This window comes from Mobilicoccus sp. (assembly GCF_032060985.1).
Taxonomy (GTDB): Bacteria; Actinomycetota; Actinomycetes; order Actinomycetales; family Dermatophilaceae; genus Mobilicoccus.
On sequence record NZ_DAMBGD010000017.1, the window covers coordinates 53,369 to 69,072 of the forward strand.

Below are 15,704 nucleotides of genomic sequence, written 5' to 3' on the forward strand. Positions count from 1 at the left end.
GGCGAGGAGGCGGGGGCTGGGCGGTCACTGGACTCCGTGGCAGGCGAGGAATGAGTCACCCTCACCCTACGTCAGAGTTCACTCCAGGCCCCCACCTCTTGATCCGAATCGACAGCCACAGAACAGGATTCGCGTCTCAGCGACCCTGTTCGCGGGCCGTCACGCTCGCGTCGTCGCTCTCCTCCCCCACGCCGAGGTGGTCGAGCCGGCCGGCCTTGCGGTCGGCGAGGTAGAGGCGCATCTCCTCGCGGATCTTGGGCAGGAGGAAGGCCACGCCGAGGAGGTTGATGAACCCGCAGACGAACAGGAAGGAGTCGGCGATCGTGATGACCTGGGTGAGGTTGAGGACGGCACCCGCGGTCGTGAAGCCGCAGAAGATGAGGCGGTAGATCATGTCGCCGACCCTGCTGCGGCCGACCATGTAGTGCCAGGCCTTCTCGCCGTAGTACGCCCATGTGATGCAGGTGGAGAAGGCGAAGAGGAACACGGCCACCATGAGCACGTAGTCCCATGCGGGCAGGACGGTCGCGAACGCCTCGGCCGTGATCGTGACGCCACCGGGAGCCGGAGCCTCGCCTCCGGTCGCCGCGGCCTCGGCCACCTGCGCACGCAGGCTCGTGTACGACTGCGGCGCGGCGATGACGATCGTGAGCGCCGTCATCGTGCAGATGACGACCGTGTCGATGAACGGCTCGAGCAGGGCGACGAAGCCCTCGGAGACGGGGCGACGGGTCTTGACCGCGGAGTGCGCGATGGGCGCGGACCCGAGACCGGCCTCGTTCGAGAACGCCGCCCGCTGGAAACCGATGATGAGCGCGCCGACGACACCGCCGATGACACCGTCGGGGCTGAACGCGCCGTCGATGATCTCGCCGAAGGCGGCCGGCACGTGGTCGATGTTGACCGCGATGACGACGAGACAGGACAGCAGGTAGATGATCCCCATCGCCGGCACGAGGCGGCCCGTCACCCGGCCGATGGACTTGACCCCGCCGATGATGACGATGGCGATGCCGGTCGCGAGCAGGACGCCGAAGATGAGGGCGGCGCCGGGACCGCCGAGTGGCCCCTCCTCACCACCCAGGGTGTCGCGGACGATCGTGTACGTCTGGTTGGACTGAAACATGTTCCCGCCCGCGACGCCGAAGAAGAAGATCGCGAGGCCGAACATCCACGTGAGCACCCGGGCCGGGATCCTGCCGAACCGGGAGAACGCGACCGGGAGGTACTGGAACGCGCCGCCCGAGACGGTCCCGTCCTCGTGGATCGTGCGGTACTTGACGCCGAGGGTGCACTCGGCGAACTTCGTCGCCATGCCGAGGAGACCGGCGAGGATCATCCAGAACGTCGCACCGGGCCCTCCCATCGTCACCGCGACCGCGACACCGGCGATGTTGCCGAGGCCGACGGTGCCGGAGACGGCCGACGAGAGCGCCTGGAAGTGGCTGATCTCGCCCGGATCGTCCTCGTGGGAGTACGTGCCGCGGACGACGTCGAAGGAGGTCTTCAGACCCCGTACCTGGATGAAGCCGAGGTAGACGGTGATGATGGCGGCCCAGGAGACGAGCCAGATGACGACGAACGGGAGATCGGCGAGCGGGCCGGGCAGGGGCAGGGTGAAGAAGACGATCGGCTCGATCCACGAGGCGAACGGCGCGGCGGCCGCATCGATCCCCTGCTCGATCTGATGGAGGATCCCCTCGAGACCGCTGGGTCACCGGCGGCGAGGCGCGAGGTGGGTGCGGATGTCATGTCGGGAGGTGATCAGCAGGGGGCGCCCGGCATGTCACCTGACGAGATCGACCCGGCGAAACGCCCATTTCGGACGACGAGCGGCGCCTGTGTCGCGCGGAACGGCAGGGTCTCTCGCATCATGAGACGACGCGGGGGCGGGCACCCCCACGGCGACGCAACCCCCGCCGCGCGGCCGCTCGACCGCCGGTCGATCGGGCCATCACCGCTGACATGGAACAATGACGCCCATGACGGAAAGCCCCCAGCAGCCCACCCCATCGGCGATCCCCGACAAGCCGTCGGTCGACGGTCTCGAGGAGCGATGGGTCGGCGTCTGGGAGCAGCAGCGCACCTACGCCTTCGATCGTGGACGCGCCCTTCGCCTGCCCCGTGATCAGGTGTACGCGATCGACACCCCGCCGCCCACCGCGAGTGGATCTCTGCACGTCGGTCACGTGTTCTCCTACACCCACACCGATTGCGTGGCGCGCTACCAGCGCATGCGCGGACGTGAGGTCTTCTACCCGATGGGCTGGGACGACAACGGCCTGCCCACCGAGAAGCGCGTGCAGAACTACTACGGCGTGCGGGGCGACGCCTCGGTGCCCTACGCGCCGAACTACGAGCCGCGGTACCGCGGCGACATGCCCGCGAAGGACGTCAAGGACGCCTCCAAGCAGGAGCCCGTGAGCCGCGCGACGTTCATCGAACTGTGCGACGAGCGCACCGTCGAGGACGAGAAGGCGTTCGAGCGCCTGTGGCGCCGCCTCGGCCTCTCGGTGGACTGGGCGATCAGCTACCGCACGATCGAGGACCGCAGCCGCGCCGTGAGCCAGCAGGCCTTCCTCGAGCATCTCGCGGCCGGCACGGCCTACCAGTCCGAGGCGCCCGGGCTCTGGGACATCACCTACCAGACCGCCGTGGCCCAGGCCGAGCTCGAGGCGCGCGACTATCCCGGTCACTACCACCGCGTCGCGTTCCATCGTGTCGAGGAGGACGGTTCGCGCGGCGAGCCCGTCCACATCGAGACGACGCGCCCCGAGCTGCTCCCGAGCTGCGTCGCCCTCATCGCCCACCCCGACGACGAGCGGTACCAGGGGCTGTTCGGCACGCACGTGACGAGCCCGGTGTTCGGGGTGGAGGTGCCCGTCCTCGCCCACCTCGACGCGGAGATGGACAAGGGCGCCGGCATCGCGATGTGCTGCACGTTCGGTGACCTCACCGACGTCACGTGGTGGCGGGAGCTCCAGCTCCCCCTGCGTTCGCTCGTGGGCCGCACCGGCCGCATGCTCGCCGAGACCCCCGAGTGGCTGAGCGGCGAGGGCGCGACGTTCTACGCCGAGCACGTGGCCGGCCAGAGCACGTTCGGTGCCCGCAAGGCCGTCGTCGAGGCGCTGCGCGACTCGGGCGAGATGGACGGCGAACCCACCGCCACCCAGCGCAAGGCCAACTTCTACGAGCGGGGCGACAAGCCGCTGGAGATCGTCACGAGCCGACAGTGGTACATCCGCAACGGCGGCCGCGACGCCGACCTGCGCGAGGCCCTCCTCGAGCGCGGCACGCAGATCGCCTTCCACCCGGACTTCATGCGGGTGCGGTACGAGAACTGGGTCGGCGGACTCAACGGCGACTGGCTCATCAGCCGTCAGCGCTTCTTCGGTGTCCCGATCCCCCTCTGGTACCCGGTCGACGAGCACGGCGAGGTCGACTACTCCTCCCCTCTCACGCCCGCGACCGAGTCGCTGCCGATCGATCCCGCCGCCGATGTGCCCTCGGGTTACGAGGAGGCTCAACGGGGTGAGCCGGGCGGTTTCGTCGGTGACCCCGACGTCATGGACACGTGGGCGACGTCCTCCCTCACCCCACAGCTCACGACCGGTTGGGGGTCGCACGAGGGCGACGACGAGCTCTTCGCCCACCTCTTCCCCATGGATCTGCGTCCTCAGGGGCAGGACATCATCCGCACGTGGCTGTTCTCCACGGTCGTGCGCGCCCACCACCTCCACGACGAGGTGCCGTGGCGGCACGCCGCGATCTCGGGGTGGATCCTCGACCCCGACCGCAAGAAGATGAGCAAGTCCAAGGGCAACGCCGAGACCCCCGAGGGCCTGCTCGAGCAGCACGGTTCCGACGCCGTGCGCTACTGGGCGGCCTCGGCGCGCCTCGGCACCGACGCCGCGTTCGACACCGGCCAGATGAAGGTCGGCCGTCGCCTCGCGATGAAGGTGCTCAACGCGAGCAAGTTCGTCCTCGGCTTCGACGCCCCGACCGGAGAGGCCCCCGAGGGCGCGGCCTCGGAGACGTCGGCGCTGCTCCCACTCGTCACCGAGCCGCTGGACCGGGCGATGCTCACCACGCTCGCGCGCGTGGTGGAGCAGGCCACGGCGGGGTACGAGAACTACGACCACACCCGGGCTCTCGAGGTCGCCGAGTCGTTCTTCTGGACGTTCTGCGACGACTACCTCGAACTCGTCAAGGCGCGGGCCTACGGTGACGACGCCGACGAACCCGGTGCGACGACGACGAGCGCCCGCGCGGCCCTGCGCATCGCGCTCGACGTGCTTCTGCGCCTGCTCGCGCCGGTGCTGCCGTTCGCGACCGAGGAGGTCTGGAGCTGGTGGCGCACCGGATCCGTCCACCGGGCCACGTGGCCGGAGGCCGACGAGTGCCGGCCGAGCGAGGCCGGCGACCCGGCGATGCTCGACGCCGTCGGGCAGGCGCTCGGCGGGGTGCGCCGCGCGAAGTCCGACGCCAAGGTCGGCATGCGGGCGACGGTGTCGTCGGTGACGATCGCCGGTCCGGAGGCCGCGGTCGCCGCGATCCGAGACGCCGAGACCGATCTCCGCGCCGCGGGACGCATCGACGGCGAGATCACCTACGCGGCCGCCGACCAGGTCGCGGTGCGTGACGCTGATCTCGTCCCACCGCCTCCGAGGACGCCGACGAGCTGACCCGTCGCCCGTCGGCGGAGCGGCCCCGGGAGCAACCGGATGACGTCATCGGCCTCCCCGTGGGCGATCTCCTCGTGGGCGGTCCCCTCGTGCGTGATCGCCTCGGTCACGGGGGCGTGAGGCGGAGCTCTTCGGGCGGGGCCGCGGCGAGGGGGGCCGGCGGCGGTACCGCGAGGGTGATGACGTCGTGCAGACCGTCCTGGTCGCGCAGCGCGGCGGCGACCACCTCCTCGACGGCGAGCTCGGGCCCGTACAGCCACCCTTGGGCGGCCGGGCATCCCATCTCGACGAGCAGCCGCTCCTGGATGGGGTTCTCGACACCGGTCGCGACGATGTGGTGCAGACCGAGGGTGCGCAGGAGCGCGATGACGGCGCCGAGCCGTTCCCGTGCGGCGGGATTCCCGTCGATCCCCACGACGAGACACCGGTGGATCTTCACGCCGTCGATGGGCAGGCGGGTGAGCATGCCGAGCGAGGCAGCCCCCTCGCCGTAGTCGTCGACGACGATGCGGACACCGGCCTCACGCAACTCCATGAGCACACCGGCGACCCCGATGACGTCGGACAGGGTGGCTTCGGTGAGCTCGAGTGACAGCGAACCGGGGGTGAGGCCAGCCTCCCGCACGGCGTCGACGACGGCGGCACCGTAGCCGGGGTCCCGGAGCTCCGCCGGAGAGACATCGATCGAGATCCAGAGGTCCTCCCCGGGGGAGGCCTCCCGAAGCCGGGTGAGCGCCTCGCACGCGCGGCGCACCACCCCCGCGCCGAGAGTGGGCAGAAGCCCGAGCTGGTCGGCGACCGGGAGGAACACCTCGGGCGGCACCTCCCCCAACACCTCGTCGTGCCACCGGGGGAAGACCTCCCAGCCGCACCGGGTGCGCAGGCCGGGCCCACTCATCACGGGCTGGAGCTCGATGTCCCACGGTTCGGAGGCGGCGACCTGGCCGAGCCGGTCGCCGATCGCCGCACGGGCGTGCGTGAGGCGGGCGAGGTTCTCCCCGAAGACGACCGTCCGGCCCTTGCCCCGCTGCTTGCCCGCGTACATGGCGGCGTCGGCGCGGCCGAGGAGATCGTCGGTGCTGCACCGGTCCCCGGGCGCGGCGAAGGCGATGCCGATCGACGGAGTCATGCTGTGGACGCGGTCGTCACGGACGCGGAGCGGGCTCTCGAAGGCGCGACGGACGCGCCGACCGAGGTCGAGGGCATCCTCGTCGTTGCGCGCGGAGGAGACGACGACGAACTCGTCACCACCGTTGCGGGCGGCCCGCTCCCCCTCACGCAACACGCCGGGCAGTCGTCGAGCGAGGTCGACGAGGAGGGTGTCACCGGCGAGGTGACCCCACGTGTCGTTGACGCGCTTGAAGTCGTCGCAGTCCAGGAAGAGCACCACCGTCCGGGCTCCGGTCACGGCGTCACGTCGCCGCTGCTCCGCGACGGCGTCGACGAGCGCGGCGCGGTTGAGCAGACCGGTGAGGGGGTCGTGGGTCGCCCGCCACTGGCTCTCCGCCCGCGCGTCCGACAGCGCGGTCATCGTGCCGGTGATCCGCACGAAGAGCAGAGCGACGATGAGAGCGAGGAGGACCGTGCGGACGATCGTGTCGACCGTCCCGACCTCCGGGATCGCGGTGGCGATCACGGCAGGGAGCCCGGTGAACAGGACGATGGCGGCGCGCCGGCCCCTGGTTCCGCTCGGCGGCCTCTCCTCCGCGGCGGGGCTGAGTTCGGCGAGCGCGGGGTGGGTGAAGGCGCGGGCGACACAGGCGTGGGCGAGCAGGTAGAGGAGTTCGAGCGCCGGCACGTCGTAGCCCTCGGCGAGATGCACCTGCTGCACGGCGTAGATCGAGTCGGTGAGGAGCCAGAGGAGCAGCCCGGTGACGAGCCACCTCAGCGGCAGAGGTGCGCGACCCGACGCGAGACACAGGTGGACGGCGAAGACGATCATCGCGACGTCCAGCGGTGGGTAGGCCGTCCAGACGATCCCGGTCGCGAGGTCGTCGACCGTGGAGAGCGGCGCGAGGATCGTCACCCAGAGCGCGAGCGTGGCGCCCACGCATGCCGCGCCGGTGTCGAACATCGCCGAGCGGTCCCGGTCGCTGACGAACCTGATGAGCATCGCGAACCAGGTGAGCAGGAGTGAGTAGGCGACGAGGGTGGCGACGTCGCCGTACTCGAACGGTCCCACCCGCCACGAGGCGAACGGTTCGACGTCGTCGAGGGTCGCGGCCGCGAGGAACACCCCGGCGGCAGTGACGCACATCCACGCCGGCCGCGGTCCGACGCCGCGCCACAGGGGCCCCACCGCCGACGCGAGGAGGAGGCTCATGCCGGCGACGATCGCGAAGGCGCCACCGATCCCGTCCGGGGCGGCGAGGTACACCGCGGCCACGAGTGCGACGAAGACGATCAGCACGGCGGTCGACGGCAGGATGGGATAGCGCCCGGCCCCGTCCTGGGTCGTCGTCGGGCGCCCCTCCATGGGGCCCTCGGATCGCGTCACGTCTGCACCATCCCTGTCGTCAAGGACACAGTCGGCCGACGTGTGCCCTGCCTGAGCAGGGAATCGAGGCGGGTCAGCGGGGCGGTGTGAGGCCTCCCCCGGTTCTGTTGCCCGTCAACGGATCACGGTTCGACGGTGACCTTGATGGCCTGGCCCTTCTTGACGATGTCGAAGGCCTGCAGGACGTCGGCCAGCGGAAGGTGCGCGGTGATGAGGTCCTTGACGGGGATCCGACCGGTGGACACGTACTGCAACGCGGCCTTGTGGTGGCGGGGCGCGGAGCCGTTGGCGCCGTGGATGTGCAACTGCCGGTAGTGCACGAGGTTGGAGTCGCAGGTGATCGTGGGGTCGGTCTTGGGCAGACCACCGAAGAAGCTGATGCGGCCGTTCCGCGCGGCCATCGCGATGGCCTGCTCCTGGGTGACGTTCGCGGGGGTGGCCGTGATGACGACGTCCGCCCCACGGCCCCCGGTGAGCTCCAGGATGCGGGCGACGACGTCCTCCTCCGCGGAGTTGATGACGTGGTCCGGGGCCACGGCTTCGGCGGACATCGCGAGGCGCTCGGCGTTGATGTCGACGAGGACGACAGGTCCGACCTCGTGGACGCCGCGAGCGATGCGGATGTGCATGCAGCCGATGGGCCCGGCCCCGAACACGACCGTGAAGTCGCCCTTCTCGATGCCGAGCTGCTCCTGGGCGTTGATCGCACACGCGAAGGGCTCGAGGGCGGAGGCCTCGTCGAACCCCACGTTGTCGGGCACCCGGTTGAGCCCGTCGACGGCGAGGACCTGCGGGGGGACGATCATGTACTCCGCGAAGCCGCCGTCGTACTGGTACCCGACGGAGGTCTGGTTCTGGCAGACCTCCATCCAGCCCTTCGTGCACTCGTGGCACGTGCCGCAGGGGACGGCGGCGATGACCTGGACGCGGTCCCCCGGCCGGAAGCCCCCGACGGCGTCCGTCCCCACCTCGACGACCTCACCGGCGATCTCGTGACCCATCGTCGTCACCCCCGTGATGTTGGGGTGTCCGTTGTTGACGATCTTGACGTCCGTCCCGCACGTCGAGCAGTTCTTCACCGCGATCTTCACCTCGTCCGGGCCGCACACCGGCTCGGGCACGTCTTCCAGTCGTACGTCTCCGGGTGCATAGAACCTCAGGGCCTTCATCGCCTCGCTCCTTCGCCAGGGACCCACTCATGTCTTGTTGTGTGGGATTCGGACGATCACAGCCTCGCTCATCCCGAAACCCACGTCAAGAGGCCCTTGACCGGACGTACTCGGACAGATATAAACATTTCAGCGATCCACGACGGAGTGTGATCCACCAGACAGGAGCGACCCATGGCCATACCAGCCACGGCCGAACAGCAGCCCCGGGCCTCCGCCCGCGTCCGGGTCCAGAAGTTCGGCACCTTCCTCTCCACCATGGTCATGCCGAACATCGGCGCGTTCATCGCCTGGGGTCTCATCACCGCCCTCTTCATCGAGAGCGGATGGCTCAACCTCGGTGGTGGCCCCCGCGCCGTCTGGGGACCCGACAGCTGGGTCGCGCACATCGGCGGCTGGGGTGACTTCGCCGACGGCGGCATGGTCGGCCCGATGATCACCTACCTCCTGCCCCTGCTCATCGGGTACACCGGCGGCAAGAACGTCTACGACATGCGCGGCGGTGTGGTCGGTGCCATCGCCACGATGGGCGTGATCGTCGGCACCGACATCCCGATGTTCATGGGCGCGATGATCATGGGCCCCCTCGGCGGGTGGTCGATGAAGAGGCTCGACGCGCTCTGGTCGCACCGCATCCGCCCCGGGTTCGAGATGCTCGTCAACAACTTCTCGGCCGGCATCTGGGGCATGCTCCTCGCCATCGCCGGGTTCTTCGTCATGGCGCCGGTCGTCAAGGCCTTCAGCACGTTCGCCTCGAGCGTCGTCGACTTCCTCGTGCGCCACGACCTCCTCCCGCTCACGTCGATCTTCATCGAGCCGGCCAAGATCCTGTTCCTCAACAACGCGATCAACCACGGCATCCTCACCCCCATCGGCACCAACCAGGCCGTGGAGACCGGCAAGTCGATCCTCTTCCTCCTCGAGGCAAACCCGGGGCCCGGCCTCGGCGTGCTCCTCGCGTTCATGTTCTTCGGCAAGGGCATGGCCCGCGGTTCCGCCCCCGGCGCGGCGATCATCCACTTCCTCGGCGGCATCCACGAGATCTACTTCCCGTACGTCCTCATGAAGCCCAAGCTCCTCGCGGCGGTCATCCTCGGCGGCATGTCGGGCGTCTTCGTCGAGGTCCTCTTCGGCGCGGGCCTCCGAGCCCCGGCGGCGCCCGGGTCGATCATCGCGATCTACCTGCAGACCGCGTCCGACAGCTACCTCGGCGTCACGCTCGGTGTCCTCACCGCCGCGGCCGTGAGCTTCGCGGTCTCCGCGGTGCTCCTGCGGACCGATCGGGCGGACGACGACGGCGACCTCACCGCCGCCACCGCGCAGATGGAGGCGAACAAGGGCACGAAGTCCTCGGTCGCCGGGGCGCTCGCCGGCGGCGCCGCCGGGACCTCGCTCGAGGGCGCGCACTCCGGGCCGATCCACGACATCGTCTTCGCCTGCGATGCGGGGATGGGTTCCTCGGCGATGGGCGCGTCGGTGCTGCGCAGGAAGATCCGACAGGCCGGGTACACCGACGTCACCGTCGTCAACAAGGCGATCTCCAGCCTCACCGACACCGTCGACCTCGTCGTCAGCCACGAGGACCTCACCCCCCGCGCCGCCGAGCGCACGAGGTCGGCGCTCCACGTCTCGGTCAGCGACTTCATGAGCAGTCCGCGCTACGACGAGATCGTCGACCTCCTCGGACGCACCAACCGCGGTGAGGGCACGACCCCGTCGACGACACCGGTGCCGGCCGCCGCGGCGGCGGACACCCCGGCGGCGGACACCCCGGCCGGGACCGACCCGAGCTCGTCGCCCCTCCCCCTGTCCGGCATCCGCCTCGGCGGATCCGCCACCACCCGGGACGCCGCGATCGACGAGGCCGGAGGGCTGCTCGTCGACCAGGGTGCGGTGACGCAGCCGTACGTCGACTCCATGCACGAGCGGGAGGCCTCGGTCTCGACCGCCATGGGCAACCTCCTCGCGATCCCCCACGGCACCAACGAGGCCAAGGGCTCCATCCACCGCACCGGGTTGAGCTTCGTGCGCTACGACCGCGAGATCGACTGGGACGGCAAGCCCGTGCGCTACGTCGTCGGCATCGCCGGGGTCGGCGACGACCACCTCGCGATCCTCGCCCAACTCGCCCAGGTCTTCCTCGACGAGGACAAGCTCGCGACGATGGACCGCGCGACCTCCCCCGAGGAGATCCGCGACCTTCTCGCCGGCATCACCCTCTGAGCCCCACGCACACGAGCGCCCGGTCACCGCGATGGTGACCGGGCGTTTCGTGTGCCCCGGGGTGGGAGGGCAGAGGTCAGGCGGATTCCCGTTCGTCGCGCCTCTTGCGGCGGCGTCCGTCGACGCCGCCGTGACGGACGACGGTGGGGGTGACGCGATCGAAGACGACCTCGCGGGTGACGACGACGCGGGCGATGTCGGGGTCGCTCGGCACGTCGAACATCACCGGTTGGAGGACCTCTTCGAGGATCGCCCGGAGTCCACGCGCACCGGTGCCGCGCGCGAGGGCCTGCTCGGCGAGGGCGTCGACGGCGCCGTCGGTGAACTCCAGCTCGACCCCGTCGATCTCGAACATCTTCTTGTACTGCTTGACCAGGGCGTTCCGCGGCTCGACGAGGATCCGCACGAGTGCCGCGCGGTCCAGCGGCGCCACGGTCGTGATGACCGGGAGCCGACCGATGAACTCCGGGATGAGCCCGAACTTCATGAGGTCCTCGGGCATGACGTCGGTGAAGTACTCGTCCGGGTCCTTGACCGTCTGCAGTGCGGCCCCGAAGCCGAGGCCCGCCTTGCCTGCGCGCGCCTCGATGAGACGCTCGAGGCCGGCGAACGCGCCACCCACGATGAACAGCACGTTCGTCGTGTCGATCTGGATGAACTCCTGGTGCGGGTGCTTGCGGCCGCCCTGTGGCGGGACGCTGGCCGTCGTGCCCTCGAGGATCTTCAGCAGCGCCTGCTGCACGCCCTCACCCGAGACGTCGCGCGTGATCGAGGGGTTCTCGCTCTTGCGGGCGATCTTGTCGACCTCGTCGATGTAGATGATGCCGGTCTCGGCCTTCTTGACGTCGTAGTCGGCGGCCTGGATGAGCTTGAGGAGGATGTTCTCGACGTCTTCCCCGACGTAACCCGCCTCGGTGAGGGCCGTGGCGTCGGCGATGGCGAACGGCACGTTGAGCATGCGCGCGAGGGTCTGCGCGAGGTAGGTCTTCCCGCAGCCCGTGGGTCCGATGAGGAGGATGTTCGACTTCGCGATGTCGACCGCCTCGTCGCCCTTCTTCAGGGAGTCGCCCGCCTGGATGCGCTTGTAGTGGTTGTAGACCGCCACGGCGAGGGCGCGCTTGGCGTCGTCCTGACCGATGACGAACTGTTGGAGGAACTCGAAGATGTCCCGCGGCTTGGGCAGTTCCCCGAGGCCGAGCTCACCGGCCTCGGCGAGCTCCTCCTCGATGATCTCGTTGCAGAGATCGATGCACTCGTCGCAGATGTAGACACCGGGCCCGGCGATGAGCTTCTTGACCTGCTTCTGACTCTTGCCGCAGAACGAGCACTTGAGCAGGTCACCGCCCTCTCCGATACGTGCCACGTGTCCTCCCTCGTCGTCGCCGTTCGTCTTGCCGGGTGGTCGGGGCGACCCCCGCCACCAGGTAGGAGACGGTACCGCCCCCGCACCGCTCCCGACTCCATTGAACCGCGGTGTCGAGGCCGCGCGCGCCCCTGTCCGCTGAGGGCGGACATGCCGGCCCCTCCCCCATCGACCACCCCGGGCCGGCTTGCAGGAGGAGGGCACGACGAAGGCCCACGGCGCGTTGCCGTGGGCCTTCGTCGTGCGGTGTGCGGACCGTGGGTGAACGGGACGATCCCGTGCGCGGCCGTGGTGCGTCAGCTCTGGCGCGAGGCCTTACGGCTGACGAGGACCTCGTCGATGAGGCCGTACTCCTTCGCCTCGGCGGCGGAGAGGAACTTGTCGCGTTCGATGTCCTCGTTGACCTGCTGCGGCGTGCGGCCAGAGTGCCCGCCGAGGGTCTCCTCGAGCCAGGTGCGCATGCGGAAGACCTCGTTGGCCTGGATCTCGATGTCACTGGCCTGGCCGTAGTCGCTGCCGCCGAGCGCCGGCTGGTGGATGAGCACCCGGCTGTTCGGCAGGGCGTACCGCTTGCCGGGGGCGCCCGCGGCGAGCAGCACCGCCGCGGCCGAGGCCGCCTGCCCGATGACGAACGTCTGCACGTCCGGGCGGATGAACTGCATCGTGTCGTAGATGGCGGTCATCGCCGTGAACGAGCCACCGGGGCTGTTGATGTACATGACGATGTCACGGTCGGGGTCCTGGCTCTCCAGGACGATCAGCTGGGCGATGATGTCGTCCGCCGAGGCGTCGTCGACCTGGGCGCCGAGGAAGATGATGCGGTCCTCGAACATCTTGGTGTACGGGTCGGTGCGCTTCATGCCGTAGGAGGTGCGCTCCTCGAACTGCGGCAGGATGTAGCGGCTCGTGGGGGTGGCGACACGGCGGTCGGCGAGGCGGGGGTCGATGATGTCCATGCGATGCTCCAAAGGTCTCGTGGGCTCAGGCCTGCGTGCCACCGGCACCGGGGGTGTCGCTCGCGCGCTCGAAGACGTGGTCGACGAACCCGTACTCCTTGGCCTCCTGAGCGCTGAACCAGCGGTCGCGGTCGGAGTCCTTGGTGATCTGTTCGACGCTCTGACCGGTGTGCTCGGCGATGAGCTCGGCCATCTGCCGCTTGATGAAGAGCATCTGCTCGGCCTGGATCTTGATGTCCGTCGCGGTTCCACCGATGCCACCGAGAGGCTGGTGCATGAGGATCCGGCTGTGCGGGGTGGCGTACCGCTTGCCGCGGGTGCCGGCGGTGAGCAGGAACTGGCCCATGCTCGCGGCCATGCCCATCGCGACCGTGCACACGTCGTTGGGAACCCAGTTCATCGTGTCGTAGATGGCCATGCCGGCCGAGATCGACCCACCGGGTGAGTTGATGTACAGCCAGATGTCGCGCTCGGGGTCCTCCGCGGACAACAGGAGGAGCTGCGCGCAGATGGCGTTCGCGTTGTCGTCACGCACATCCGAACCGAGGAAGATGATGCGCTCCTTGAGGAGCCGGTTGTAGATGTGGTCGTCGAGCCCGCCCTTGGGGCCCTGTTCGGCGGCGACGATCTCGCTGCTGTGGCTCACGCTGATACTCCCTTGGTCGTGAATCTCACGCGTGGCGGGCGGACCCGGTTCGGATCCCGTGACCTGCCACGTCTTCTCACCCGAGGCTAACGTTCGATGCCCCCGGCCTCTTCCCGGCCACCATGCATGTTCGCCCTCGGCGGACGGCCCTCCGCCCCGGGAGGTCCGTGCGGACGCCGACGGCGCCGCCCCCGCGGGGAACGGCGCCGCCTGCTGCGACTCACCGGTCGGACGTCTCGGCGCCCTCGGTCGTCTCCTCGTCGGTCGCGGCCTCGTCCGTCGTGTCGGTCGCGGCCTCGTCGGCGTCGACCTCCCCGTCGGCGTCGGCGAGGTCCTCGTCGTCCTCGCCCGTCTCCACGTCGATCGTGGCGGACAGGTCGACGACCTCACCGTCGGTGTCGGTGACCGTGGCCTCCTCCATGACGGCGGCGAGGGCCTTGCGGCGGGCGACCTCGGCCGCCATCGCGCCGGCCTGCTGCTGACTGTCCATGGCCTGCGCGAGCTGGGCCGGGTCCATGCCGTACTGCTGCGCGGTCATGATGAGGTACTCGATGAGCTCCTGCTGGCTGACCGTGACCTCGGTCTTCTCGGCGATGGCGTCGAGGAGCAGCTGGGTGCGCAGGGCCTTGACGGTGTTCTCGCGGACCTCGGTGCGGTGCTCCTCGTCCTCGGTCTCGTGGCTGCCGTCGGCGAAGTGGGCCTCGACCTCGGCCTCGACGACGGAGTCGGGGACCGGGATCTCGAGGGTCTCGAGGAGGTGCTCGAGGATCTTGTCGCGGGCCTCGATGCCCTGACCGAACTGCGCGGCCTGCTCGGCCTGCGTGCGCAGATCGGCCTTGAGCTCCTCGAGCGTGTCGAACTCCGAGGCCATCTGTGCGAAGTCGTCGTCGAGCTCGGGCAGCTCGCGTTCCTTGCAGGAGCGCAGGGTGACGGTGATCTGTGCGGGCTCGCCCTCGTGCTCGCCACCGGCGAGCGGGGCGGTGAAGGACTTCTCCTCGTCGACGGCCATGCCGACGAGCGCCTCGTCGAGGCCTTCGATCATCGTGCGCGAGCCGATCTCGTAGGAGACGCCCTCGACGTTGTCGATCTCCTCGCCGTCGATCTCACCGCGGAGGTCCATCGTGATGAAGTCGCCGTCGGCCGCCGGGCGGTCGACGCCGATGAGCGTGCCGAAGCGGGCGCGGAGCTCCTCGACGCGGCTGTCGAGCTGCTCGTTGACGGCGTCCTCGCCGACGGGGTCGACCTGGACCTCGATCGTGGAGAACTCGGGAAGGTCGATGGTGGGTCGCACGTCGAGCTCGGCGGTGAAGACGAGCTGGTCGCCCGCGTCCATCGGCACCTCGGTGAGGTCGACCTCGGGCTGCCCCATGGGGCGCAGGTCGTTCTCCTCGACGGCGTCGCCGTAGTACTTGGGCAGGGCGTCGTTGACGGCCTCCTGCATGACGGCGCCCTTGCCGACGCGCTGCTCGATGATGCGGGCGGGCACCTTGCCGGGACGGAAACCCGGGATGGAGATCTGGGATCCGATGGCCTTGTACGCCGCGTCCACACTCGGCTTGAGCTCCTCGTACGGGACCTCGACGGTCATCTTGACCCGGGTCGGCGACAGGGTCTCGACGGAACTCTTCACTGCGGGCACTCCAGCATCGATCGGTGACGGATGGGCGCGGCGAGCGGCGGCGATGGCCGCCCTTCTCACCGGGACCGTTCGCGGGCGGCGTAGCTCACGCCCACGCGAGGGTCGGTTCATGCTACCGGGTCGCCCACCACCTCTGTCGAACGGGCGAGGACCTCCCCTGCCCGTGGCCGGTGTGCGTGCGACATCATCTGCGTCGGGCTGACAGGATTCGAACCTGCGACATCGTGCTCCCAAAGCACGCGCGCTACCAAGCTGCGCCACAGCCCGTGACCCGACCAGGGTACCGGGCGACCGGAGTTCCCCGGCCCCGTCCTCGCCGCGTCGCCGCGGCCCCGGCGCCTCCCGTATCGACGACGCCGGCGGGATTCGGGCACGGCCTCGTGACCGGGTATGCTGCCGTGTGCGTCGCGCCGAGCGCGCCGTGTGCGGGTGTAGCTCAATGGTAGAGCCTCAGTCTTCCAAACTGATTACGCGAGTTCGATTCTCGTCACCCGCTCCATGCAGGGAAGGGCCCGCCGGAGATCTC

The 15,704-nt window shown here is 69.5% G+C and carries 10 protein-coding genes and 2 tRNA genes; 4 read left to right on the plus strand and 8 right to left on the minus strand.

Annotated elements, in window-relative coordinates; all coding sequences use genetic code 11:
- Window positions 1-136 precede the first annotated feature (136 nt).
- Complete coding sequence (locus RT054_RS12960; protein WP_313024315.1) at window positions 137-1,609, minus strand: alanine/glycine:cation symporter family protein; 1,473 nt, start codon at window positions 1,607-1,609, stop codon at window positions 137-139.
- On the opposite strand from RT054_RS12960, the gene RT054_RS12965 reads away from it, so the two are divergent.
- On the plus strand, window positions 1,545-1,688 hold the full coding sequence (locus RT054_RS12965) for a hypothetical protein (protein ID WP_313024241.1): 144 nt from the start codon (window positions 1,545-1,547) through the stop codon (window positions 1,686-1,688). The genes RT054_RS12960 and RT054_RS12965 overlap by 65 nt on opposite strands.
- 294 nt (window positions 1,689-1,982) lie before the next feature.
- Window positions 1,983-4,685: a valine--tRNA ligase gene (gene valS, locus RT054_RS12970; RefSeq protein WP_313024245.1), complete on the plus strand. Its 2,703-nt coding sequence runs from the start codon at window positions 1,983-1,985 to the stop codon at window positions 4,683-4,685.
- 106 nt (window positions 4,686-4,791) lie between these two features.
- On the opposite strand, the gene RT054_RS12975 is transcribed toward valS, so the two are convergent.
- Together RT054_RS12975 and RT054_RS12980 are read right to left on the minus strand one after the other, a co-directional pair.
- On the minus strand, window positions 4,792-7,182 hold the full coding sequence (locus RT054_RS12975; RefSeq protein WP_312719031.1) for an EAL domain-containing protein: 2,391 nt from the start codon (window positions 7,180-7,182) through the stop codon (window positions 4,792-4,794).
- A 122-nt stretch (window positions 7,183-7,304) separates the two neighbouring features.
- A complete protein-coding gene (locus RT054_RS12980) occupies window positions 7,305-8,351 on the minus strand; it encodes a zinc-dependent dehydrogenase (RefSeq protein ID WP_312719033.1) in 1,047 nt (348 codons plus the stop codon).
- A gap of 174 nt (window positions 8,352-8,525) precedes the next feature.
- On the opposite strand from RT054_RS12980, the gene RT054_RS12985 reads away from it, so the two are divergent.
- Window positions 8,526-10,574, plus strand: a complete 2,049-nt coding sequence (locus RT054_RS12985; RefSeq protein ID WP_313024248.1) for a PTS mannitol transporter subunit IICBA — start codon at window positions 8,526-8,528, stop codon at window positions 10,572-10,574.
- A gap of 76 nt (window positions 10,575-10,650) precedes the next feature.
- On the opposite strand, the gene clpX is transcribed toward RT054_RS12985, so the two are convergent.
- The 5 genes from clpX to RT054_RS13010 form a co-directional block, all read right to left on the minus strand.
- Window positions 10,651-11,937: an ATP-dependent Clp protease ATP-binding subunit ClpX gene (clpX, locus tag RT054_RS12990; protein WP_313024251.1), complete on the minus strand. Its 1,287-nt coding sequence runs from the start codon at window positions 11,935-11,937 to the stop codon at window positions 10,651-10,653.
- A gap of 296 nt (window positions 11,938-12,233) precedes the next feature.
- A complete protein-coding gene (locus RT054_RS12995) occupies window positions 12,234-12,893 on the minus strand; it encodes an ATP-dependent Clp protease proteolytic subunit (protein ID WP_312719037.1) in 660 nt (219 codons plus the stop codon).
- 25 nt (window positions 12,894-12,918) lie between these two features.
- On the minus strand, window positions 12,919-13,539 hold the full coding sequence (locus RT054_RS13000) for an ATP-dependent Clp protease proteolytic subunit (RefSeq protein WP_312719039.1): 621 nt from the start codon (window positions 13,537-13,539) through the stop codon (window positions 12,919-12,921).
- A 220-nt stretch (window positions 13,540-13,759) separates the two neighbouring features.
- Window positions 13,760-15,169, minus strand: coding sequence for a trigger factor (gene tig / locus RT054_RS13005; protein ID WP_313024256.1), 1,410 nt, complete (start codon window positions 15,167-15,169; stop codon window positions 13,760-13,762).
- A 202-nt stretch (window positions 15,170-15,371) separates the two neighbouring features.
- Window positions 15,372-15,445 (minus strand) — tRNA-Pro (locus RT054_RS13010).
- 158 nt (window positions 15,446-15,603) lie between these two features.
- Here RT054_RS13010 and RT054_RS13015 point away from each other — a divergent pair.
- Window positions 15,604-15,677: transfer RNA gene (locus tag RT054_RS13015), tRNA-Gly, on the plus strand.
- Window positions 15,678-15,704: the final 27 nt, after the last annotated feature.